Below are 23,219 nucleotides of genomic sequence, written 5' to 3'. Positions count from 1 at the left end.
GACCGAAGCAGCCGGCAGGCACGAAACCCGTCACCACTTGTCGGAGGTGACGATCGCCTTCAGCTGGTCGAGGGTCAGCGGCGGCTGTGGCGAGTAGACCTCACCGCCCGGCGAGTCGATCGCAGCGCCCCCGGGGTCCTCCTGGTTGCTGAGGCGCATGAGGACCAGTGTCCCGTCGGGCCGCTTGAGGCACGCCATGTACGACACCGAGCCGGGAAAGGGCTGCGCGGCCCCGGTCGCCAGCCGGGAGCCGTCGGGCAGCGTGCTGAGATCACAGTCCTCCGTGCGGGAGAGGCGGCACCACTCGTCGGGCTCGGAATCGCTGGGGTAGATCATCAGGCTGAAGCCCCCGGTGACGCCTGCGGTGGTCAGAGTCCCGGCGACAAGCGCGTCGCCATCCGGGTCCTCCAGCTTTACCTCGCCCGGCCCCGGGTTCTGGGACTGGGTGGTCCGTGGCACGGTGGATTTCGTGGTCACCTCGAACGTCGCGGTCTCGCCGAGCACCACCCTGAACCGGGCGATCAGGTCATCCGGCGAGGGGTGGAGCGGGCCGCGTGCCGTGGCTGGTGCGGTCGACGACGAGGTGGTCGGCGGCCCGGCGGCCTGCGGGCCGGAGTCGCTCGGCACCAGCCACACCGCACTCGCGACCAGACCCGCCACCGCGACGACGGTGGCCGCGACGGGTACGAGCCGTATCGCCTGCCGCGGTTCACTCGCGGCGCGGACGAGGGTGGCGCGGACCTGGGCATGCCGGTGCGGCGGCAGGTCGCGGGCCGGGGGCAGGGTGGTGTTCATCGGGGAACCTCCTCCGTGGTGGTGAGCGTGACGACGGGTGGTGTGAACTGGTCCCGCAGCCGGGCGCGGGCCTTGCTGACCCGCGCCCGGACGCTGACCTCCGCGATCCCCAGCACCGCGGCGGCTTCGGCGTAGGGCACGCCGGACCACACGCAGAGGGCGAGTGCTTCCTGCTGGTTGCGGGGCAGCCTTCGCACCGCCGCGAGCAGCTCGACCATGCGCCGCTCGTCGTCGATGCGGCCGGCCACGTCGTCGGCGTGGTCGGGCACGTCCTGGGAGGGCAGTCGCCGGGCGTTGCGCAGCCATCTGGTCATCGAGCGGTGGTGGGAGCGGACCACGTTGGTGGCCACGCTGAGCAGCCACGGCATCGCCGAGTCGTTGGTCATCCGCACCCGCGCCCGTTTGCGCCAGGCCAGGAGGAACACCGCCTGCGTCAGGTCCTCGGCCGCCGCCCAGGATCCGACGAGCCGGAAGCAGTGGTTGTAGACGGCGCGGCCGTGGCGGTCGAACAGCAGGCCGAAGGCCCCGCCGTCACCGCCGCGGGCGTCGTCCCACAGCTCCCGGTCCGTCCGGTTTTCGGTCGTCATGTCAGGTAATGCCCACCACGACCGCGAGTGTTGCCTACCGCACCCGGAACACCTGTCCAGATCCGCCGAGATCCCGGAGACCCTGCAAAGCCGTGAAGCCACTGACCGGAGTCAGCGGAAGTCCCTCGACCGGCTGGGGATTCGGAGGTCCAGGTTCTCGAGGCGGTCGGCGTGCAGGCTGGTCACGCCCTCCACGTTCTCGACCGTGCCGCGTACCAGGAGTGCGGCGGAGTTCCGCGCCGTCCGCCGATAGCGGGTCCACAGCCCCAGGGTGCACACGACGTTCACCATGCCGGTCTCGTCCTCCAGGTTCAGGAAGGTCACCCCGCCTGCCGTCGCCGGGCGCTGGCGGTGGGTCACCGCACCACCCACCACCACTCTCGTGCCGTTCACCACCGCGGGCAACGCCGTGACCGGGAGCACTCCCCGGCTGTTCAGCCATCCCCGGACGAACTGCGTCGGGAAGCTGTCCGGCGACAGGCCCGTGGCCCAGACGTCCGCCACCGCGGTCTCGATGTCGTCCATGCCAGGCAGCAGCGGGGCTTCCGCACCCACTGTCGTGCCAGGCAACCGATCCGGGCTCTCACCCGCCACCGCACCGGCGGCCCACAGCGCCTCGCGGCGGCCGACGTCGAAGCCGCCGAAGGCACCCGCCGTCGCCAGTGCCTCGATCTGGGCTCTCGTCAGCCGGGTTCTCCCCGCCAGGTCGGTCATGCTCCCGTACGGGCCGTTCCCGGTCCGCTCCGCCACTATCCGCTCGGCGAGGTCGTCGCCGATGGTCCTGATCGTGGCCAGTCCTGTTCGGACGGTCTGCTCCTCGCCCCGGCGCTCCAGCGTCGCGTACGCGAGGCTCTTGTTGATGTCCGGGCCCTGCACCGTCACGCCGTGCCGCCGCGCGTCCGCCACCAGGGACTGCGGGCTGTAGAAGCCCATCGGCTGGGCACGCAACAACGCCGCGCAGAACGCCGCCGGGTAGTACAGCTTGAACCACGCGCTCGCGAACACCAGGTACGCGAAGCTCAGCGCGTGGCTCTCCGGGAAGCCGAAGTTCGCGAACGCCATCAGCTTCTCGTAGATCTTGCCCGCCAGCTCCTCTTCTATGCCATGGCCTGCCGCGCCGTCGTAGAACCGTTCCCGCAGGCGCTCCATGCGTCTCGTCGAGCGTTTCGCGCCCATGGCCCTGCGCAGCTCGTCGGCCTCCGCCGGCGTGAAGTCGGCTATGTCCACCGCCATCTGCATCAGCTGCTCCTGGAACAGGGGGACGCCCTTCGTCTTGCGCAGCGCGTGTTCCAGCAGCGGGTGGTCGTAGGTGACGTCCTCCTTCCCGTTGGCCCTGCGGATGTAGGGGTGCACCGAACCGCCCTGGATGGGGCCGGGGCGGATCAGCGCCACCTCCACCACCAGGTCGTAGAACTCCTGGGGTTTCAGGCGTGGCAGCGTCGCCATCTGGGCCCGGCTCTCCACCTGGAAGACACCCACCGAGTCCGCTTTGGACAGCATCTCGTAGACGGCCTGGTCCGACAGGTCCAGCTTGTCGATGTTCACGTCGACGCCGTGGTGCTCGGCCACCAGCTCGACCATGTACCGCAGCGCCGACAGCATGCCCAGCCCCAGCATGTCGAACTTCACCAGGCCGATCGCCGCGCAGTCGTCCTTGTCCCACTGCAGGACCGTGCGTTTGTCCATGCGGGCCCGCTCCACCGGGCACACCTCGCTCACCGGGCGGTCGCAGATCACCATGCCGCCCGAGTGGATGCCCAGGTGCCGTGGGAAGTCCTCCAGCTGACCGGCCAGCTCCAGCACGGTCACCGGCACGTCGTGGTCGTTCTCCGCCACCGTCGAGCGCACCGGCGCCCAGCGGTCTATCTGCTTGCTCCACGCGTCCTGCTGGCCCGCGGAGTAGCCGAGCGCCTTGGCCATGTCCCGCACGGCCGACTTCGCGCGGTAGGCGACGACGTTCGCGACCTGCGCGGCGTGGCGGCGGTCGTACTTGTCGTAGACGTACTGGATCGCCTCCTCCCTGCGGTCGGACTCGATGTCCAGGTCGATGTCCGGCGGGCCGTCGCGCGCGGGGGCCAGGAAGCGTTCGAACAGCAGGTTCCAGCGGACGGCGTCGACCTTCGTGATGCCCAGGGCGTAGCAGACCGCCGAGTTGGCGGCCGATCCCCTGCCCTGGCAGTAGATCCCGTTGCCGCGGCAGAAGTCGACGATGTCGGCGACGATCAGGAAGTAGCCGGGGAAGCCCAGTTCCTCGATCACCTTCAGCTCGTGGTCGATCTGTTCGTACGCCCCGGGGTTCTCCTCGCGTGTGCCGTAGCGGATGGTGGCGCCCTCGAACGTCTTCTCCCGCAGGTAGCTGATCTCGGTGTGGCCGGGGATCTCGAACGGCGGCAGCCTCGGGGCGACCAGCTTCAGGTCGAACGACAGCTGCACGCCCAGCAGCGCGGACCTCGCCACCACGCCGGGGTACCGCGCGAAGCGGCGGCTCATCTCCGCGCCGGAGCGCAGGTACGCGGTCGGCGCGGGCGGGAGCCAGCCGTCCATGTCGTCGAGGCTGCGCCTGGCTCGCACCGCGGCCAGCGCGGTCGCCAGCTCGCCGCGTGTCGGCTGCGCGTAGTGGACGGCGTTGGTGGCGATCGTCGGTAGGCCCAGGTCGGCGGCCATGGCCGCCAGCAGGTCGTTGTGCCTGGTGTCGAGCGGGTTGCCGAGGTCGATCAGCTCGACGTAGGTGTGGTCGCGGCCGAACGCGTCGACGAGGCGGCACAGCTCCGCGTAGGCCGCGTCCGGGCCGTCACGCAGCAGCGCGCGGCGTACGGATGCCTTGCGGCAGCCCGTCAACGCGACGACCTGGCCCCTGGTCTGGTCGACGACGTCGTCGAAGTCGTAGACCGGGCGGCCTTTCTCGCTGTCGTGCGCGAGCTGGCCGTCGGTGATCGCACGGCAGAGCCTGCCGTAGCCGTCGGTGCCGATCGCGAGCAGCAGCAGGTGGTCGCCCTCGGGGTCGGCGACCCCGTTCTGCGGCTGGGAGAGACCGAGGCTCAGCTCGGTGCCGAACACCGTGCCGATGCCCAGCTCCCTCGCGGCCTCGGCGAAGCGGACCACGCCGTACATGCCGTCGTGGTCGGTGATGGCGATGGCGTCCAGGCCGAGCAGCGCGGCCGTCTCGACCAGCTCCTCGGGGTGGCTCGCGCCGTCGAGGAAGCTGAAGTTCGAGTGGCAGTGCAGCTCCGCGTACGGGACGCGCTCGTCTCCACCCGCGTAGTCGGAGCCGCCGGGCGGCCCGATACCCGCGGGTGCCGAGTAACGCTCGCGCTTGTGGGTCCACGCCGGACTGTCGCCGCCGTCGCCGGTCGGCTTGGGTCGGCCGGACAGGATCCGCTCGACCTCCGACCACCGCACCGGCGGGTTGTCCCACCCCATCTCACCGCACTCCGGCGTTCTCCTGCGAGCGCCGGGGGGCGGGGATGAGCAGGTCGAGACCGTCCATGTCGTCGATGGCCTCGACGCTCTCGTTTCGCTCTGACATCAGTCGTAGATCCCTTCCACGGTCCACCGCTCCTCGGAAAGCACCAGGAGCAGCGCGGTCTCTTCCTCCAGCAGCACCTGCAGGCGCGCCCGGCGGCACGGTTCGGTCCACCAGCGGGCGTCCGTGGCCCACGGGCCCGCCCAGGCGCGGACGCGGCGCGGCCTGCCACCGTCGACCGAGACCTGGCACGGCCTGCCGGTCAGCTCGTGCCTGCCACTGATGTCGACGCGGGCCCCCGTCTCGTCGAACACCTTGGCGGGCAGGGGCTTCGCGAACACGGTCGCCGGGGACGGGGCGGGCAGGCGACCCGGCCACGGTGGGTCGGGGTCGCGGCGCGGGGAACGCTCGTCGCCCCACGGGACGAGCCGGACCTCCTCGTTCGGGTCGCGGCCACCGCCGAGCACCGGCGTGACCACGGCGTCCGGGCCGAGCAGGCCCTGCACGTGGACCATGGCGCGGGCGGCACGCTCGTCCGCCTCGGCGCGGCCCTCGCCGCGCCACAGGTCGAGCTGCAGCGTGTGCCCCTCGACGACCTCGACGGGTTCGAGGCGCAGCAGGGTGATGCCCGCGGTCGGCCGGCCGCCCTGCGTCTGCCGGTTCGCTCCGGAGAGCCAGCCGTCGAGCTGCCAGCGGACGCGGTCGGCGATGCCGCCGGGGGTCAGGGGTTCCGCGCAGCGCCAGACCCGCGTGCGCTCCTCGCCGTTGGCCGTGACGGCGCTGATGCCGAGACGCGTGCAGGCCAGGCCGTGCGCGGCGAGGCCCGCGTGGAAGGCGTCGGCGAAGGTGCGTGCGACGAACGCGGCCGCGTCGACCCGCTCGACCGGCGGGTCGAGCTCCTCGGTGACCGCAAGCTCCGGCGGCGGTTTGCGGCGGGACGGCGGCCGCTCCTGCTGCCCGCGTGCCAGGCGGTGCGCGGCGACGGCGTCGGCCCCGAAGCGGGCGGACACGTCCTTCTCCGGCACCTGCGCGAACGCCTCGAGGGTGCGCAGTCCCAGGCGGCGCAACAGGTCCACGAGGTCGGCGCGGTGGTGTCCCTCCGCGGGGCGGTGCAGCTCGCGGACGCTGAGCGGGGCGAGGAACTCGCGACTCCCGTCCGGCGGCACCAGCACGCCGCGCCGGGCGGCGAGGATGGCCGCGAAGAGACCGTCGGCCACGCCGACCTGGCACTCCGCGCCGGTGCGGTCGGCGACCTGGTCGATGAGGCGCTCGGCCGCGCGTTCCTCCGCCCCGAAGTAGGAGGCGGGGCCGCGGGCAGGGACCGCGACCACGCCGGGCCTGACGATCTCGACGCCGACGGCCAGCTCCTCGACGGCGGCGGCGACGGGTTCGAACAGCCGCGCGTCGCGCACCGGGTCGTCCGGGAAGACGACCAGCTCGGGGCAGCGGCCCTGCGCGTCCCTGCGCTTCATGCCGCGCCGGACGCCCTCGGCCCTGGCCTGCGCGGAGCACGCCACCACGCGGTTGGCCTCGACCACCGCGACCGGCTGGTGCGGTGCGAGCCGCGCTGCCGCCGAGGCGGCCGTCACCGGCCAGTCGGGGCACCACACGACGAGCATCCGCTGCATGAGTAGAACATACGTTCGAACAACAGGAGCGTCAAGCTGATCAGGCTCAGGACACTTCCGCAGGTAGAGGGGCCCCGAACGGCCCGTTCGACGGGGTGAGCGTCGCGAACGGGCCGCCCGAGGCATCGGTCCGCCCGCCCGGCGCGTCAAGTGGGAGTGAGTCGCGACACGCCGGGTCAGGGCGGGAGCTTCGCAGGCCCGAGACACCCCGTTCCGGGGCGCCTCGCGGGACATCGGGTCGGACTGGTTCGACCGCTTCGGGCAGGTCCGCGACGGCACCGTCCTGCGCCGGGAGCCGGAGCCGCGCCCCCACCGGACGGGTGGCGACGCCTCTGCCCCGCACGCGGAGGCGCACCTCGCGGCTGGACAGGGTGCCGTGCCCCTGGCCGAGACCGGACCAGCCGGCCACCTCCCGGGTCAGCTCGAGGTCCGCGCCCGGCCACGCGCCCGTGGACACCAGCACCGCGCCCCGGTGGCGGGCCCTGGCGGACAGGCGGTGGATCTGGGAGTCGGTGAGACGGGCCGGGTCCACCGCGACCAGGTCCATGCCGTCGAGCAGTGCGGCGATCACCTTCGGCAGGTCGGCGCCCGGGTGCCGGACCAGCGCCAGGTGGTCCACCGCGACCCCCAGCTCCGAAGCGGCCCGCAGGCCGAGGTCGGGCATGCCGACGAGTGCCGCCCACGAGCCCGTCTCGGTGGCCTGCGCGAGCAGCGCGAACAGCAGCGACGTCGAGCCGCGGACGACCACCGTGCTCCCCCGCCGCAAGCCGCCCCTCGGGAACAGGCTCGTCAGCGAGGGGTGGACGGGCAGCATCCGGGACCGGTCGGCAGGCGCCCTGGCGAGGTCGCTGGCCACCCCCACCGCACAGGAGGTGGCCAGCGACGACACCGCACCCAACGCCGGCATTCGGACGCACCCCTTCCCCGACCAGGCGCTGCGGGGAAGGCAGCATAACTCGAACGCCTGTTCGATACTAGCACACCGCCCGGTCGAACGCGAGCGGCTCAGTCCGGCATCTCGTCCAGGTGGCGGGACAACGCGGACAGGCGGTCGGCCCACAGGACGCGGTAGGGAGCCAGCCACGCCTCCAGCTCACGCAGCGGCTCGGGACTCAGGCGGTACACGCGGCGCTGCGCGTCCTGGCGGACGACCACCAGGCCGTGTTCCCGCAACAGTTTCAGGTGCTGGGAGACCGTCGGCTGCGCGATGCCGAGCAGGTCGACCAGCTCGCCCGCCGCGTGTTCGCGGACGCGGAGCAGCTCCAGGATCCGGCGGCGGTGCGGCTCCGCCAGCACCTCAAAGATCGAGCGCATCGGCCAGCCGCTTCAGGCCGACGTCCCAGCCGGGATCGACCGCGGCGGCCGTGGACTCGTCGTCGACGATGTTGGTGAATACCAGACGAGTGCCGCCCTCCGCGTCGGACAGCTCCCACCGGAGGACCTCGGTGTCCCAGGTGTACTCGAGGAGCACAGGCGGGTCGCAGGAAAGCACCTCGGATGCGCGAACCACTTCTCGAACCGCAGTTCCACACGCCCATCCTGCCGCTTTCGCATGGTGCCGAACATCAACTACCTCCGCATATCGTCCCATGACAATATTCCCCTCAGACGATATACGGCGCGTGAGAGTTGTCAACCGAGGACAACTGGTAACCGGGAACCTGTCACCTTCCTGACAAACCGCCTGTTTGCCCCCGTCCGGATGTGACATCAGGCACGCATCATCCGATAAGCCAGGTGCACCGCTCGAAGGCGCGCGGCCCGTAAGGGGGCACCACATGACTGTCGAGTTCCGCCTCGACAACAACGTCCTGCCGAAACCGCTCGCGGACGTTCTCCGTCCGGAGCTGGCCAGCCTGGCCGCCGAGATCGTCGACGAGATCCGCGCGAAGATTCCCAACTACGCGCGGCCACTGGACGGTCCTTACGGCAAGTCGATCAGAGCCGGGGTGCAGCACGCGCTGACCCTGTTCATCGAGCAGATCGCGAACCCGGACGCGTCGGCGCAGAAGTGCTACGAGGTGCACCAGAAGCTCGGCCAGAACGAGATGCGTGAGGGCCGCAGCCTCGACGACCTGCAGGCCGCCTACCGGATCGGCGCGCGGGTCGCGTGGCGCAGGATGATGCGGCTGGGCAAGCGGAACGGGCTGTCCTCCGCAGTGATGTCGCAGCTGGCGGACGCCGTGTTCGCGTACATGGACAAGCTGGCCTCGGTGGCACTGGACGGCTACCTGGAGGCGAAGGCGACCTCGGCGGGGGCACTGGAGACGTGGCGGCGCAGGCTGCTCGGCATGCTCCTGCAGACCCCGCCCGCCCCGACGGCCGCGGTCGCGGAGCTGGCGCAGCTGATCAGCTGGCCCGTCCCGGAGAAGGTGTCGCCGATCGCCGTGCACCCGCTGCCCGGCACCGGCCACAACCAGCGGAAACCGACGCTGGACGGCGACGTGCTCGCCGACCTCGACGGGATCGAGCCGCGCCTGCTGGTGCCCGGCGAGGTGACCGACGGCCGGCTGGCGGCGATCCGGGCGGCGCTGCCGCAGTGCAGGCTCGCGGTGGGGCCGTGCGTGCGTCTCGACGGGGCCGCGTACGCACTGCGCTGGGCTCGCAAGGCGTTGACGCTCGCGCAGCAGGGGGTGCTGCCGGACCGGCAGGTCATCCGCTGCGAGCAGTACCTGTCGGCGGTGCTGGTGCACTCGGACGACCGGCTGCTCGCGACGCTGCGGGACCGGCTGCTCGCACCGCTGCGTGCGCTGACCGTCAAGCAGCGCGAGCGGATGCTGGAGACGTTGCGGGCGTGGCTGGACGTGCGGGGCAGCGTCCCGGACATGGCCGCACTGCTCGACGTGCACCCGCAGACCGTGCGGTACCGGATGCGCCAGCTGGAACAGTCGCTCGGACAGCTGCTGCACGACCCGCACCAGCGGTTCGAGCTGGAGCTGGTGCTGCGGGCGTCCCCTCGGCGCCGCGAGCAGGAAGTGGCTCTTCCGACCCAACGGCGATAGAGGAACGGGCCCCTTCGAGAACCGAAGGGGCCCATCTCACGAAGCGGGTCAGATCACTGCCGCGTGCCAGCGGTTCGACAGCTGCTGGCCCTCGGTCGGCGCGAAGTTGCGGGGGGTCTGGAAGCCGCCGAGGTTGGTGACGGCGTCGTTCAGGACCAGGTTGTTCGCGCCTGCCGCGGACGGCAGTCCCTGCTTGAGGTCGACGGCGCCGGACAGGATGCCGAGCAGGCCGCAGCCGTTGGAGCGGGGCACCGCGAAGGTGCTGTCACCCTGGGCGGCGCCGGACACCGACAGGTAGCCCTGCTCACCTGTCGCGCTCGGGGTGCCGTCCGCGTTGAAGCGCACGACCCGGCCGGTCGGCTTGGTCAGGTTCGCCGGCTTCAGCACGATCGGGTTCGAGTTCGACCCGATGTAGCAGGTCGAGCCGAGGAACGGGTTGTCGAGCTTGATCTTCACCGGCAGCGTGAGGATCGGCTGCCCGACGCCGACACCGTTGGCGAGGTTGAAGTCGGTCGGCGCGCCCGCGGACTGGATGGTCGCCGTCACCCGGTTGAGCGGGTTGTTCGCCAGCTGCTGGCAGATGGCGGTCACGAACGGGATGGCGCTCGGGCACATGAGGCCCAGCAGACCGCCGGGGATGTCGACCGGGTCACCGACGACGGTGCCTGCCGCCGGCGCGACGACCGTGTACACCCCGCCCTGGTTGAGCAGGCCGAGTTGCAGGTCGGTGGCGCCGGTGGTGAGGGTGGTCGAGCCGATCTTGATCGTGCCGGACGGCGCGCTGGAGGACAGGCACGCGGCGGCGACCGTCACCCCGTCCGCGGCGAGCATGGCCGGGGCGTCGACCGGGCAGCGGTTGAGCGGCGCCCACGCTCCGGCGAGGGTCGGTGCGGCGGCTGCCTGCGCGGCGGCCGGCATGACGAGGGCGGTCGCGGAGGCCACCACGGCGGCGGCCGCTACGAAAAGGGTTCTTCGCAGAGACATGGACGCACCTCTCAGAGAATCAACGTTGTGGTTCTGGCTTCGTCGGGGGACAGCCGTTGTTGTTGCCGCCGACCGTGCACACCGGGCCCTGGGTGAGCTTCACGAAGTTGCCGGGGCCCGAGATCAGCCCGGTGAAAACGGGGTCGAGGTCCTCGGTCACCCCGCAGCCGGTGAACGGCGGGATCGTCACCGTGCCCTTCAGCACGCCGCCCTTCGTGATGGAGTAGCTGTCGTAGGTGCCGGTGAACACGCCGTCGATGGGTTGCGCGGTGCGACAGTTCGGGCCGATGTCCAGCGGGACACCGTTGACCGACGGCCCTTCGACCTTGACCGTCGGCGGGTCGGTCGTCTCGTCCAGCATCGTCGGGAGGATCTGTGCGGACAGTTTCACCCTGACCGTCGTCAGGCCCTGGTACGGCGGCCTGCTGGTCGACCACAGGTACACGTCAGCCAGCCCGATCTGGGTCAACTGCAGGGTTCCCGTCGTCGGAATGAAACCGAAGCCGAAAAACGATCCCCGCGCCGGCGGCATTTTTCCCTCACCGTTCAGGTCGGGATCGTCACCCTCCTGCGAGGGATACACGAATGCTTTCTGGCACAGCACCCCGGTGCCTTCCGGGCAGGTACGGATGAAATTCGTCGCGGCGATGTTGACCGGCGCCGCGGGTTGTAGCACGGACGCGTCCAACTTCTTGACGTTCGAATATCCGGTCAGATAGGCGCAGAAGGCGCTCGTGTAGTCCGGGGTGATTTCGGGGAACTTGGTGGAGAGCCGGTAGCACCAGTCCGGCGCCGGAACCGCCGCGGGTGCCAGTGACTCCGGGGCACGCTGTGACGGGTCCTGCGGCGGCGGGGGCACCTCGGTCGTGTCGTCCGGCGCCGCGATCGGGACCGTGGCGAGCATGCCGGTGGACGAGGGATCGAGCACGCACGTCAGGTCGACGGTCGGCGGCTCGGTCGGGGCGCCGTCCGCCGTGTACCCGGTGACCGTCACCGACAGGTCCCCCGCGGTGAAGGCCAGGTCACCGGCCTTGTCCGGGGTCACAGCCTGCGCCGCGACCCTGCCGCCGAGCGTCACGGGATCGGTCAGCGGCACCGGGTCGGACAACGCGACCGACCACGTCTGCGACGCCACCTCGAGCCGCGCGAACGACGTCACCGACGCCGCCGACGGCAATCCCGCGAGCGCCGCGGCCGGGACCGTCACGTCCACGCCGACGTGCGACGGCTCGACGGGTTCGCCGACCTCGCCCGTCGCGGGAAAGCTGGCGCTCACGTGCGCCGTGACCGGTCCGGCATCACCGCAGACATAGCCGAGCGTGGTGTCGACGAGCAGTGGTTCTCGTTGTGCCCCGGCGGTTCCCGGGGCGAGCGCCAGCGAACCGACCAGCCCGGCGACGATCGGCAGGGTTCGTCTGGTGCGCATGCGCTCGCCCTTCGGGAGTTCCGCCGCTACTACGGGCTGGTGACGGTCAGCTGCGGCGAGATGGCGTAGCCACCGGAGAAGCCGGCGGCCTCGCCCTGCGTGATCAGGCCAAGGCAGTCGTTCGACGGGTCGACGGTCGAGATCGTCAGCGTCTGCTCCGGCAGCACGCTCAGCGTGCCGGTGCTGTTCGTGTAGGTGGCGTTGACCGAACCGGTGACGGTCGCCTCACAGGCGGGCCCCGAGATCTGGGCCGTGATGTTGTCGAGCGTGCCGGTCGTGACGTCGGAACCGTCGTAGGAGACGCCGTTGAGCTCCCAGGTGCCGAGGTGCGCGACCTCGAACGTGAGACCGAACGGACCCTGGCAGTCGTTGAACGTCACGCCGCCCTCCGGCAGCGAGGCCAGCGGGTTCGACAGGCCGGTGCCGCTCTCCGCGGTGCCCGACGCGTCGGACGAGGTGCAGAACAGCTCGACGCCGGACTCGGTGGTCAGGATCGTCTCGCCGGCCTCGCCGGTGAAGGCGCCCCCCGGGCTGACTGACCACGTGGCCGGGTCCGCCGAGGCAGTACCGGTGATGACCGCCGCCGAGGCGAGAGCCACACCAGCGACTAATGCGCCAAACAAACGTGCTCGCATGCGATCGTTCCTTTCTCCCGACTAAATTTGGCGTTGTGTTGCAACCCCGATAAATCATGTTACCTACGGGTAACACCGTGCACAACAACTGCTTTCTTCTTTTATCTCCCGTGACACATCCCGAGGTCCCGATTTGTCACGGACGGATAGTTCAGCGCGGCGCCATGTCCGTTATCACCCAGTGCCCGTCCTCGTGTTTCGCCGTTATGGAAAGCTGCGCCGCGGCGGCACTGGTCGTGTTGGTGTCGACGCGAGTCGCCGACTGGTCGAGGAACACGAACAGCTGTGCGCGGTCGCCCTCCAGCGACTGCACCGCCGCGTAGACGACCCTGGTGGTGAGCACGAGCTTCTGCGTGGGCGCCTTGTCCCTGACCTCGGCGAAGAGCTTGTCGTACGTGCCGCGCGCGTCGCCGCGGAGCACGTCCTTCGCGGCCTTCTCCGTGACGTCGGTCTTGTCGTAGGAGTACGAGAAGATCTGGTTGAGCGCGTTGGTGATCGCGGCGCTCACCTCGGCGGTGCGGCCGGTGTCGACGAGCGCGCTGTTCTGCGCCGCGGGCGAGTCACGCAGGTTGCCTGCCGCGACGAAGGCCCACGCACCCACGCCGACCAACAGGGCCGCCACCACGCCGAGTGCGATCGACAGCCTGCGTGGGCTGCGGAAACGACTCCACCTCGACGTCTCGCCGTCCTCGTCCGGCGGGTCGTCGTCGACTTCGGCGGCCAGGTCGCGGTCGTCCTCCTCGACGATGTCCTCGGCGTCTTCGACGATGTCCTCGGCGTCGAGGGCCAGGTCACGGTCGTCGTCGGTCCTGGTCGTCATTGCGCCCCCAACGGCACCTGGTCGAGGGCGGAGAGCTTCCACCCACCGTCCACACGGGACATACCGGCCACGAACCGGTTCCGCTTGGGGACCGGCGGCGTGCCGTCCTTCGCGGTCGAGATCTCCACCGACACCAGCAGTTTCGCGGTGCCGGAACGGGTGTCCAGCTCACTCACGGCCGCGTCGAGCACCCGGCCGGTGGCGACCGTGCCCGCGGTCGTCAACGCCTGTCTGGTCTTCGCGTCGGTGGCGGCCAGCTCGTCACGCAACCCGCCGGTCGACACCGCGAGCCACTTGTCGATGCCACCGTCGACGTCGTGTGCGTCCAAAGTGGTCAGTACGGCGACCTGGGTCCTGGCCACGGAGAGCACGTCGTCACGGGCACTGGCGTAGGCGATGGAGTCGTCGTTGCCAGCCTGGAACCAGGTCCAGCCGCCCCAGCAGGCGAACGCGAGTGCCAGCACCACGACGGTCAGCATCACCTTCACTTCTCTAGCCACAGCAACTCCTTCATGCTGGACGCCAGTGGCAGGTCGGGCACGCCGAGGGGACCGGGCATCGACACCCCGCCACCCGGCACCGCCGGGTCGGGTACGCCACCTCGGGGTGCGTTCTGCGCGCCGCGTACGAGCCGAGGGTCGCCGTCCGGGAGCGTGCAGGCGCCGCTCGTGTCGAAGGGCAGGTACGAGGTGTCCGCGCCCGGACGGTACGGGCTGTCGTAGCCGGTCACGCACGGCGACGGGTTGTAGAAGTTGAGGGTGATCGACAGGTGCGCGCCGTCCGGCCGGATGGAGGTCGACGTCGCGGCGACGGCCTTGGGCAGGTTCACGAACAGCTGGCGCATGCCGCCGATCCGCGACTCGAAGATCTCCGAGGTGGTCAGCAGGTTCGCGACCAGCACCGGCAGCCCGGGGTTCGTGTCGGCCAGCAGCTGCGACAGCTGCGTCGCCGCGGCGGGCGCGGTCCCGATCAACCTGCGGAGATCGCCGTCCGAGGTCGCCAGCTCGTGGGCGAACAGCTTGGCGTTGTCGGAGAAGTCCCGCCATGCGGAGGACGAGTCGAGCTGTGTCCTCAGCACGGTCGCGCCGTCGTCGATCAGCATCGTGGTCTGCGGCAGGTGCCGCGACGCCTCGTCGGTGAAGGACATGGTCGAGTCGAGGAGCAGCTGCAGGCTCGGCCCGGTGTCGTTCATGGCCGTGTACAGCTCGTCGACGACCACCCGCAGCGACTCGGTCGGCACGGACTCGTTGAGGGCACTCAGGTTCGACAGCAGCGTCGTGACCGGCATCGGCACGCTCGTCTGCTCCCGGCGGATCACGTCGCCGTCGGCGAGGAACGGGCCGCCGTCCGTGCGCGGCTGCAGGTCGACGAACTGCTCACCGATCGCGGACCTGTTGGCCACCACGGCTTCCGTGTCGACCGGGATGTCCTGTCCCGAGTCGTCGAGCAGCAGGTCGGCCTCCATGCCGCGGTCGGTCAGCCGCATGTCGCCGACCCGGCCGACCGCGACTCCCCGGTAGGTGACCTCGCTGTTGGTGAACAGGCCGCCGCCGTCGGCGAGTTCGAGGCGCACGGTGTACGTGCCGCCACCGAAGAGCCGGTCGAGACCCGCGTAGTTGGCGCCGACGAACGCGACCACGGCGAGCGAGATCACCACGAACGCCAGTACCTGCCACCGAACCACCCTGGTCAGCATCAGTTGCCCTCCGGGATCGGCAGCGGCGGCAACGGCGCCGGGAAGTTCGCGACCGGGGTGACGGAGAGGAAGATGTTGATGTAGTCACCCTTCCTGGCGTTCAGCACCTCGTCGGTGAACGGGAAGGTCGGCAGGATCTCCAGCGCCTGCGGCAGGTACTGGCCCGCGTCGGCGAGCCTGCCGAGTACCGGCGCCAGCGCCTGGAGGTCCGCCACCATGTCGTCGCGGCTCTTGTTGATCGTGTCCACGGCCACGTCCGACAGCGCGTCCAGCGACTGCAGCATCGTGACGAGCGCGGTGCGCTGGTCAGACAGCGCCTGCAGGCCGGGCGTGAGGTTCGTGAGCGCGCCGGTGATCTGCTCGTTGCGGCCGGCGAGCGTCGCGGACAGCTGGTTCAACCCGTCGAGCGCGTCGGTGATGTCGCCCCGGTGGTCGTCCAGAGTGGTCACCAGCTGGTTGACGTTCGTGAGGAACGCCTTGATCTCGGGCTCGTTGCCGGACAGCGTCTTCGTCAGCTCCTGGTTGATCGTCCGCAGCTGACCGATCCCGCCGCCGTTGAGCAGCAGGGAAAGCGCGCCGAAGACCTCCTCGACCTCCGTGTGCCGGTTGGTGCGGTCCGCGGTGATCACCGCGCCGTCCTCGAGCCTGCTCGCCTTGTCGCCGCTCGTCGGGGCCGCCAGCTCGACGAACTTCTCACCAAGCAGGGAGGATTGGCGCAGGCTCGCGGTCGCGTCGGCAGGCAGTCGGACGTCCCCGTTGACGGCCACGACGACCTGCGGCGTCCAGCGGTCCGCGCCACCGAGGGTGATCTCCTCGACGCGGCCGACCACGACGTCGTTGACCTTCACCGCGGCCTGCGGCACGAGGTCGAGCACGTCGGCGAACTCGACGGTGACGTGGTACGGGTGGTCGCCGAGATCGGCACCACCGGGCAGGGGCAGGTCGTAGATGCCGGTCGCGCCGGTGGACGTACAGCCGGCAAGGGCGAACACCGCGGCGCAGGCGGCGAGGAGCTTCTTCATCGGCCACCGTCCAGCGGCACGCCGTCCGTGATCGGCAGCGGCAGGGCGGGTGCGGTGTCCCCGAAGTACTCCAGCAGCAGCCCTCGTCCCTGCAGGGTGCCCGAGGCGGGATCCCACGCCTGCACGACGTTGGTCACCGCGAGCGGCGCGACGTCGAGTGCCTCGGCGAGCGACGCCCGGTTGTCCACCAGCAGCTGGGTCGTGCGTGCCAGCTTGTCCACGTTGGACTTGATCGCGAGGCGGTTGTCCTTGATGAACGCCTGGATGTCGGCGAGCGCGTCGCCGAGCGTGGCGAGTGCGGTGCCCAGCTCGTCCCGGTCGGCGGCGAGGGTCTGGGTCACCTGGGCCAGCTGCGTGTTCACGTCCCTGACCTGCTTGTCGTTCGTGGCCAGCATGTGCGTGAAGCTCTGCAGCTCGTCGATGGTGGCGAAGAGGTCGCCTGCCGAGCCGTTGAGGGTCCGCGCCGCGTCGGCGAAGTTGCGGACGCTCTCGTTGAACGCCTTGCCGTTGCCCTCCAGGTTCGCCGCACCCGTGTCGAGCAGGTCGGACAGCGCGCCGTCCTTGTTGGCACCCTCCGGTCCGAGCGCGGTGATGATCGTGTTGAGGCTCGCGTACAGCTCGTCCAGCTCGACCGGGGTGGCGGTGCGGGACTCGGGGATGATCGCGCCGTCCTCGATCGGCCTGCCGCCACCGACGTCGGTGAGCTGCACGTACCGGTCCGACACCACACTCGGCGCGATCACGACCGCCTTGGTGTCCCGCGCCACGGGGACGTCCCGGTCGACGGTGAACACGACCTCGACCCGGTTCCCGCGCGGGGTAACGGACTCCACCGTGCCGACCTTGACGCCGAGCACCTGTACGTCCGAGCCCGCGTACACCCCGACCGCGCGGCTGAAGTAGGCGGTGACGCGTTTCTCGTCGTCGCCACCGAAGATCCACCACAGCGCGCCCGCCGTGAGCACGCCGAGCACCAGTGTGATCGCCACGGCCCGGCCCAACCGCCTTCGCGCACGGGTCTCGTTCACTTCGCACCCCCTGAAGGCCGCTTCGGCATGCAGGGTTCGCGGTTCTCCGGCACCAGGCCGCAGACGTACGTGTCGAGCCACTGGCCGCTTCCCGTGATGTTGGTGAGGGTGCGGAAGTACGGTCCGGCGAGCTGGAGGCTGCGGTCGAGCTGCGTGCCGTACTTGGTGAGCACGTCGGTCACCTGGTCGAGCTGCGCGAGTGCCGGGCCGAGCTGCTTCTGGTTGTCGGCGACGAGTCCGGACAGCTGCCGCGCCAGGTCGGTCGTGCCGGTGAGCAGCTTGTGGATCGCGTCGCGGCGGTTGTTCAGCTCGTCGAGCAGCAGCTTGCCGTCGTCGAGGAGCTTGTCGAACTCCGAGTTGGTGCCGGACAGCGTCGTGGTGATCTGCCTGGTGTTCGCGAGCAGCTGGGCGAGCTGGGTGTCACGCGAGGAGATGGTGTGCGACAACGAGGTCAGACCGTCCAGTGCGGACCTGACATGTTCCGGCGAGTCGGCGAACGTGTCGGAGATCGTGCGGAAGCTGTCGGCGAGCTGGCCGGTGTCGATGTCGCCGACGGTGTCGGCGAGCCCCTCGAACGCCTGCGTCACGTCGTACGGGGTGGCCGTGCGGTCCAGGCCGATGCGGGTGTCGGGGTCCTGCTCCTCGTCGCCGGTCGGGTGCAGGGCGAGGAACTTGCGGCCCAGCAACGTCTTGATCTTGATGGCGGCCGTGGTGTGGTCGCCGATCCAGGTGTCGTCGACGCGGAACGTGACCAGCACGCGGCTGTAGCCGTGTTCGCTGTCCAGCTCGACGTCCTTGATCTCGCCGACCTTGATGCCCGCGACCCGCACCTCGTCGTCCGCACGCAGACCGGCCGCCTCGGAGAACTCGGCCTCGTAGGTGGTCCCGCTGATGCCGGGCAGGTCGCCCCAGAAGTACACGAGCGCGGTGATCCCCAGCAGCACCACCGTGCCGATCACCCCGATGGGCACGGGGTTGCGTTCCTTGAACGACCTCACGACTCACACCTCGGATCGCCGTTCCCGTAGTGCTGATCCGGGTAGCCCACGACGGTCGCCTCGCACAGGTAGAAGTTCATCCACGAGCCGTACGAGGCGGTGCGACCCAGCGCGTCGAACTTCTCCGGCGTGGCGACCAGGAACTGTTCGAGTTCGGCACGGCCAGTGCCGTTGGCCAGGTTCGACGCCAGCATGCCGAGCCCGGAGATGCTGTCCTTCAACGGTTGCCTTGCCTGGTCGAGCAGACCGGCGGTGGCCTCGGTCAGGGAGGCAAGGCCCTGGATCGAGTCGCCGATGGCGGTGCGGTCGCCCGCGAGGCCGGACACCAGCTGCTGCAACGTGACGACCAGTGTGGACAGTGCGTCACCCTGGTTGTTCACGTTGCCCAGCACGGAGTTCAGGTTGTCGATCACCTGGCCGATGACCTGGTCGCGGTCGGCGAGCGTGCTCGTGAGCGAGCCGGTGTGCTGGAGCAGGCTGTCGACCGTGCCGCCTTCTCCCTGCAGCACCTGGACGATCTCGCCGGACAGCTCGTTGACGTCCTTGGGTGACAGGGCCTGAAACAGGGGCTTGAAGCCGTTGAACAGGTCCGTCAGGTCGAGCGCCGGGTGCGTGCGGTCGAGCGGGATGACGTCCTCCGGCGACAGCAGCACCGAGGACAGCTTCTCGCCTCGGTCGAGCGCGATGTAGCGCTGGCCGACCATGTTGCGGTACTTGATGGTCGCGGTCACGTCGGCGGGCAGCGGCTTGGACTTGTCGACCGAGAACCGGACCAGCGCGAGGTTGTGGTCGACGACGGACATCGAGTCGACCTGACCGACACGCACGCCACGGATGCGGACGTCGTCACCGGGGTTGAGCGAGGTGACGTCGGTGAAACGGGCCGCGTAGCCGATCGTGTCGCCGACGTTGGTGTTGGAGATCGACACCGCGAGGATCGCCGTGGCGAGCCCCGTGACGAGCACGAAGACGAGCCCTTTGACGAGCGGCCCCACGAGATTTCTCATCGGAGGGTCACCTCCGTGCCCCGGTAGAGCGGGCCGACGAGCACGCTGCCCCACGACGGCACCTCGCCCACCTCGGGTGCCAGCAGCGCCGCGATCAGCTCCTGCTCCTGCGGGGAGTTCGCCAGCCCGAGGTCGCCACCCGCGAGCAGCGGGTGACCGTCACTGCCGGTCGGCGCGGCGGCCACACCCTGTGTCGGCGCGACGCCGCTCGGGTAGCAGCGCGGGCCGCTGTCCTGGTCGTAGACCGGGTCGTCCCTGCCGGGCACGTACTTGCCGCTGTCCTTGGTCACCTTCAGGTCGACGTGCACGCCCGGCTTGTCCGTGCCGGCGCCGAGCATCGCATCGACGGACGGCTTGAGGTCGGTCAACGCCTTGAGGGTGCAGGGAAAGCTCGGTGAGTACCGCGCGGCCGTCTCGAGGGGTACGCGGCTCGTGGCGGCGAGGCGGATGAGGTTGTCCTTGTTGTTGCGCAGGAACAGCGTGATGTCCTGGGAGGAGCGGGTGACCTGCGCGTACAGGTCGGTGAGCTGGACGCGCTGGTCGGCGACGGTGTTGAGCGTGACCGACGAGTCGGTGAGCGCGTCGAGCAGATCGGGTGCGATGTCGCCGTACAGCCTGCTGACCTTCGCGAGGTCCTGCAGGTCGGACGTGAGCGTCGGGAGGTTCGGGTTGAACTCGTCGAGGTAGTCGGCCGTGGTCGCCAGGGCCTCGCCGAGCTGCTCGCCCCGACCGTCCAGCGCCGTGGAGATCGCGGTGAGGGTGGTCGCGAGCTTCTGCGGCTGGACGGCCTTGAGCACCGGCAGCAGGTCGTCGAACACGCGCTCCAGCTCGATCGCGTTCTTCGACCGGTCCTGCTGGATCACGTCACCCGCCCGCAGCGGGGCCTCGCGTGAGTCGTCCGGAATGGACAGTTGGACGTAACGCTCGCCGAACAGCGTCTTTGGGATCAGGAGGGCGGTGACGTCCTTCGGCAGCCGTGGCAGCATGTCCGGCTTCATCGCGAGGTCGACGGTCGCGCCGTTCTGACCGCCGTGCACCGCCCGCACGGTCCCGACGACGACACCGCGCGCCTTGACCTCGGAGGCCTTGTTGAGCTGGTTGCCGATCCGATCCGCCCTGAGCGTGACCAGGACGTCGTCGGAGAACTTCTGTTGGTACACCTGGATCGCGAACCACGCCAGCACTGCCATGACCACCAGGAACACGACCCCGGCTGACCTTCTGACTAGTTTGGACGTCATCCCGCCACCTGCACCGTCGTGGTGGCGCCCCACAGTGCGAGGCTCAGGAACAGGTCGATCACGTTGACGGCGACCAGGGACGTGCGCACCGAGCGGCCGACCGCGACGCCGACACCGGCGGGGCCGCCGGTCGCACGGAAGCCGTAGTAGCAGTGGGCGAGCACGACGACCACGCTGAACACCAGCACCTTGCCGAACGAGTAGAGCACGTCGATCGGCGGTAGGAAGAGGTGGAAGTAGTGGTCGTAGGTGCCCGCGGACTGGCCGAAGAACCAGATGGTGATCTGCCTCGACGCGATGTAGGAGGTGAGCAGGCCGATCGCGTAGAGCGGGATGATCGCGATGAAGCCCGCGATGATCCGCGTGGTGACGAGGTAGGGGATGCTCGGCACGCCCATGACCTCGAGCGCGTCGATCTCCTCGGAGATCCGCATGGCACCGAGCTGTGCGGTGAACCCGCAGCCGACGGTCGCGGAGAGGGCGATGCCCGCCACCAGTGGCGCGATCTCGCGGGTGTTGAAGTAGGCGGAGATGAAGCCGGCGAGGGCGGACGTGCCGACCTGGTTGAGGGCCGAGTATCCCTGCAGGCCGACGACGACCCCGGTGAAGGCGGTCATGCCGACCATCACGCCGATGGTGCCGCCGATGACCGCGAGCGCGCCGGAGCCGAAGCTGACCTCGGCCATCAGGCGCACGATCTCCCTGCCGTAGCGGCGGATCGCACGCGGGATCCACGCGATCGCCTTGAGGAAGAAGAAGATCTGGTCACCGAGCACGTCGAGGAACGTGAACCGCCGGTCGACCGCCGTCAGGAACCGGTTCTCGGCCCTGGGTTTCTCCAGGAGCGCCACGTCACGCTCCCTTCGGCGGCACGAGCTGCAGGTACAGCGTGGTGAGGATCAGGTTCAGCAGGAACAGCAGCAGGAACGTGATCACCACGGACTGGTTGACCGCGTCACCGACGCCCTTCGGCCCGCGCCCTGGGTTGAGGCCGCGGTAGGAGGCCACGACTCCGGCGACGAAGCCGAAGATCACGGCCTTGATCTCGGAGATCCACAGGTCGGGTAGCTGCGCCAGCGCGGAGAAGCTCGCGAGGTAGGCACCCGGCGTGCCGCCCTGCATGACGACGTTGAAGAAGTAGCCGCCGAGCACGCCGACGACGCTGACGAGCCCGTTGAGGAACGCGGCGACCCCCATCGCGGCGAGCACGCGCGGGACGATGAGGCGCTGCACGGGGTTGACGCCCAGCACCTCCATCGCGTCGATCTCCTCGCGGATGGTGCGGGCGCCGAGGTCGGCACACATGGCCGAACCGCCGGCACCGGCGATGAGCAGTGCGGTCACGACCGGGCTGGCCTGCTGGATGATCGCGAGGACGCTGGCGGCGCCGGTGAACGACTGCGCGCCGATCTGCTGGGTGAGCGAGCCGAGGTGCAGTGCGATGACCGCGCCGAACGGGATCGACACGAGTGCCGCCGGCAGCAGGGAGACGCTGGCGATGAACCAGAACTGGCCGACGAACTCGCGGAACTGGAACGGCCGCTTGAAGGTGCAGCGGATGACGTCCAGGCCGAGCGCGTAGAGCCTGCCGGTCTGCCGCATCGCCGCAGCGCCGGGAAAGCCTTGCCTCATCGTCATCTCAGCGGTGTCCCGAGTTGGTATCGCGCCCGGTCCTCATCGTCCAGACTGGACAGGATGCCAGTGCGGGCGCCGGGTGGCAGCGTGTGGATGATGCGCATGACGCGGTCCTTGCGTCGGCGGACCGCGTCGCGGTAGGGCAGGCCGGGGGTGGGCTGGAGCTGCGGGACGACGCCGCGCACGTCCTCGGTCGAGCCGTCGTGGTGGCCGGCCTCGGCGTGTGCCTGCTCCATGGCCATCGTGGCGTCGTCTTTTTCTTCCGACATGCCGATGGGCCCGATGCGCGAGCCGTTGAGGAACTGCTTGACGGCCGGTTCCTCGCTGGTCAGGAGCACCTCGCGCGGGCCGAACATCACCAGCTCGCGGCGGAACAGCATGCCGATGTTGTCCGGCACGGTCCGCGCGAGGTTGATGTTGTGCGAGACGATCAGGATCGTGGCGTCGACCTGCGCGTTGAGGTCGATGAGGAGCTGCGAGATGTAGGACGTGCGGACCGGGTCGAGTCCGGAGTCCGGCTCGTCGACGAGGATGATCTGCGGGTCGAGGACCAGCGCGCGGGCGAGGCCGGCACGCTTGCGCATGCCGCCGGAGATCTCGCCGGGCAGCTTGGTCTCGGCGCCCGTGAGGCCGACCATCTCCATCTTGCCGAGCACGATGTCCCTGATCTCGCGTTCGCTTTTCTTCGTGTGCTCACGCAGCGGGAACGCGATGTTGTCGTAGAGGTTCATCGACCCGAAGAGCGCGCCGTCCTGGAAGAGCACGCCGAACAGTTTTCGGGTTTCGTAGAGCTGATGTTCAGAACAACGCACCAGGTCGATGCCGTTGATCAGGATGCGGCCGGTGTTGGGCTTCAACAGGCCAATCAGACATTTCAGGAAAACGGATTTCCCGGTGCCGGAAGGGCCGAGCATGACACTGACCTCCCCCTCGGGCAGGGTGAGCGTCACGTCGTGCCAGATCCGCTGCCGGCCGAACGACTTCGAGAGATTCTCGACGACAACCTCGACCCCCAATGCGCACCTCCGTTGGTGTCGAGGCCCTGCTTAACTACTGGCGAGTACGCTAACGAGCCCCGTGTCGGCCAGCAAGATTGATCGAGGTTTTCTGCCTCTCGTGACAATGCCGTCCCACGGAACTGTCGGATGATGCGTAAATTTTGCCGACACTACGCCGTTCGGGCTATGCGGATGAGTGAAACGGCGTTGGCGCATTGCACCATACGGTCAGCGCGGAGATCCGGAACTCAGTC

22 protein-coding genes are annotated in these 23,219 nt (G+C 69.6%); 1 reads left to right on the top strand and 21 read right to left on the bottom strand.

Translation table 11 applies throughout. The annotated features are described in order from the left end of the window. Positions 1 to 30: 30 nt before the first annotated feature. The 7 genes from CLV71_RS38055 to CLV71_RS38025 form a co-directional block, all read right to left on the bottom strand. Complete coding sequence (locus tag CLV71_RS38055) at positions 31 to 795, bottom strand: hypothetical protein (protein ID WP_133907764.1); 765 nt, start codon at positions 793 to 795, stop codon at positions 31 to 33. Then, positions 792 to 1,382 (bottom strand): RNA polymerase sigma factor, encoded by a 591-nt coding sequence (locus CLV71_RS38050; protein ID WP_133907763.1) that lies wholly within the window; start codon positions 1,380 to 1,382, stop codon positions 792 to 794. The genes CLV71_RS38055 and CLV71_RS38050 overlap by 4 nt, the downstream gene beginning before the upstream one ends. A 111-nt stretch (positions 1,383 to 1,493) precedes the next feature. Beyond that, positions 1,494 to 4,802: an error-prone DNA polymerase gene (locus CLV71_RS38045; protein ID WP_133907762.1), complete on the bottom strand. Its 3,309-nt coding sequence runs from the start codon at positions 4,800 to 4,802 to the stop codon at positions 1,494 to 1,496. 105 nt (positions 4,803 to 4,907) lie between these two features. Further along, positions 4,908 to 6,464 carry a DNA polymerase Y family protein gene (locus tag CLV71_RS38040; RefSeq protein ID WP_133907870.1) on the bottom strand — a complete coding sequence of 519 codons (1,557 nt, stop codon included), beginning with the start codon at positions 6,462 to 6,464 and terminating at the stop codon, positions 4,908 to 4,910. A 55-nt stretch (positions 6,465 to 6,519) separates the two neighbouring features. Further along, positions 6,520 to 7,380, bottom strand: coding sequence for a hypothetical protein (locus tag CLV71_RS38035; protein ID WP_208297955.1), 861 nt, complete (start codon positions 7,378 to 7,380; stop codon positions 6,520 to 6,522). A gap of 98 nt (positions 7,381 to 7,478) precedes the next feature. After that, complete coding sequence (locus CLV71_RS38030; RefSeq protein ID WP_133907761.1) at positions 7,479 to 7,787, bottom strand: ArsR/SmtB family transcription factor; 309 nt, start codon at positions 7,785 to 7,787, stop codon at positions 7,479 to 7,481. Then, on the bottom strand, positions 7,771 to 7,983 hold the full coding sequence (locus tag CLV71_RS38025) for an SRPBCC domain-containing protein (RefSeq protein WP_133907760.1): 213 nt from the start codon (positions 7,981 to 7,983) through the stop codon (positions 7,771 to 7,773). The genes CLV71_RS38030 and CLV71_RS38025 overlap by 17 nt, the downstream gene beginning before the upstream one ends. Before the next feature lie 268 nt (positions 7,984 to 8,251). On the opposite strand from CLV71_RS38025, the gene CLV71_RS38020 reads away from it, so the two are divergent. After that, positions 8,252 to 9,475, top strand: coding sequence for a PucR-like N-terminal domain-containing protein (locus CLV71_RS38020; protein WP_133907759.1), 1,224 nt, complete (start codon positions 8,252 to 8,254; stop codon positions 9,473 to 9,475). A gap of 48 nt (positions 9,476 to 9,523) precedes the next feature. On the opposite strand, the gene CLV71_RS38015 is transcribed toward CLV71_RS38020, so the two are convergent. The 14 genes from CLV71_RS38015 to CLV71_RS37950 all read right to left on the bottom strand — a co-directional run bounded on the left by CLV71_RS38015 (position 9,524) and on the right by CLV71_RS37950 (position 22,983). After that, entirely contained in the window at positions 9,524 to 10,459 is a 936-nt protein-coding gene (locus CLV71_RS38015; RefSeq protein ID WP_133907758.1) for a hypothetical protein, read from the bottom strand. Between the two features lie 19 nt (positions 10,460 to 10,478). Beyond that, positions 10,479 to 11,885: a DUF6801 domain-containing protein gene (locus CLV71_RS38010; RefSeq protein WP_133907757.1), complete on the bottom strand. Its 1,407-nt coding sequence runs from the start codon at positions 11,883 to 11,885 to the stop codon at positions 10,479 to 10,481. 29 nt (positions 11,886 to 11,914) lie between these two features. Then, complete coding sequence (locus CLV71_RS38005; protein WP_133907756.1) at positions 11,915 to 12,484, bottom strand: hypothetical protein; 570 nt, start codon at positions 12,482 to 12,484, stop codon at positions 11,915 to 11,917. Positions 12,485 to 12,671: 187 nt separating this feature from the next. Further along, the gene (locus tag CLV71_RS38000) at positions 12,672 to 13,340 is read right to left on the bottom strand and encodes a hypothetical protein (protein ID WP_243867161.1); all 669 of its coding nucleotides are present in this window, start codon (positions 13,338 to 13,340) and stop codon (positions 12,672 to 12,674) included. Beyond that, a complete protein-coding gene (locus CLV71_RS37995; protein WP_208297954.1) occupies positions 13,337 to 13,840 on the bottom strand; it encodes a hypothetical protein in 504 nt (167 codons plus the stop codon). Before CLV71_RS37995 ends, CLV71_RS38000 begins: the two co-directional genes overlap by 4 nt. Then, the gene (locus tag CLV71_RS37990; RefSeq protein WP_133907755.1) at positions 13,825 to 15,036 is read right to left on the bottom strand and encodes an MCE family protein; all 1,212 of its coding nucleotides are present in this window, start codon (positions 15,034 to 15,036) and stop codon (positions 13,825 to 13,827) included. Before CLV71_RS37990 ends, CLV71_RS37995 begins: the two co-directional genes overlap by 16 nt. Further along, positions 15,036 to 16,058, bottom strand: a complete 1,023-nt coding sequence (locus CLV71_RS37985) for an MCE family protein (RefSeq protein WP_133907754.1) — start codon at positions 16,056 to 16,058, stop codon at positions 15,036 to 15,038. The genes CLV71_RS37990 and CLV71_RS37985 overlap by 1 nt, the downstream gene beginning before the upstream one ends. Continuing rightward, positions 16,055 to 17,086 carry an MCE family protein gene (locus tag CLV71_RS37980; RefSeq protein WP_133907753.1) on the bottom strand — a complete coding sequence of 344 codons (1,032 nt, stop codon included), beginning with the start codon at positions 17,084 to 17,086 and terminating at the stop codon, positions 16,055 to 16,057. The genes CLV71_RS37985 and CLV71_RS37980 overlap by 4 nt, the downstream gene beginning before the upstream one ends. Beyond that, positions 17,083 to 18,084, bottom strand: coding sequence for an MCE family protein (locus CLV71_RS37975; RefSeq protein WP_133907752.1), 1,002 nt, complete (start codon positions 18,082 to 18,084; stop codon positions 17,083 to 17,085). The genes CLV71_RS37980 and CLV71_RS37975 overlap by 4 nt, the downstream gene beginning before the upstream one ends. Further along, positions 18,081 to 19,091: an MCE family protein gene (locus CLV71_RS37970; RefSeq protein WP_133907751.1), complete on the bottom strand. Its 1,011-nt coding sequence runs from the start codon at positions 19,089 to 19,091 to the stop codon at positions 18,081 to 18,083. Before CLV71_RS37970 ends, CLV71_RS37975 begins: the two co-directional genes overlap by 4 nt. Then, on the bottom strand, positions 19,088 to 20,332 hold the full coding sequence (locus tag CLV71_RS37965; protein ID WP_133907750.1) for an MCE family protein: 1,245 nt from the start codon (positions 20,330 to 20,332) through the stop codon (positions 19,088 to 19,090). The genes CLV71_RS37970 and CLV71_RS37965 overlap by 4 nt, the downstream gene beginning before the upstream one ends. Further along, the gene (locus CLV71_RS37960; protein WP_133907867.1) at positions 20,329 to 21,174 is read right to left on the bottom strand and encodes an MlaE family ABC transporter permease; all 846 of its coding nucleotides are present in this window, start codon (positions 21,172 to 21,174) and stop codon (positions 20,329 to 20,331) included. The genes CLV71_RS37965 and CLV71_RS37960 overlap by 4 nt, the downstream gene beginning before the upstream one ends. Before the next feature lie 10 nt (positions 21,175 to 21,184). Next, positions 21,185 to 21,970, bottom strand: coding sequence for an MlaE family ABC transporter permease (locus CLV71_RS37955; protein ID WP_133907749.1), 786 nt, complete (start codon positions 21,968 to 21,970; stop codon positions 21,185 to 21,187). After that, the gene (locus CLV71_RS37950) at positions 21,967 to 22,983 is read right to left on the bottom strand and encodes an ABC transporter ATP-binding protein (protein ID WP_133907748.1); all 1,017 of its coding nucleotides are present in this window, start codon (positions 22,981 to 22,983) and stop codon (positions 21,967 to 21,969) included. The genes CLV71_RS37955 and CLV71_RS37950 overlap by 4 nt, the downstream gene beginning before the upstream one ends. Positions 22,984 to 23,219 lie beyond the last annotated feature (236 nt).

It is taken from the genome of Actinophytocola oryzae, from assembly GCF_004364325.1.
Classification (GTDB): Bacteria; Actinomycetota; Actinomycetes; order Mycobacteriales; family Pseudonocardiaceae; genus Actinophytocola; species Actinophytocola oryzae.
Note: the sequence above shows the minus strand (reverse complement) of the source record. Positions and strands in the feature narration are given on the sequence as shown.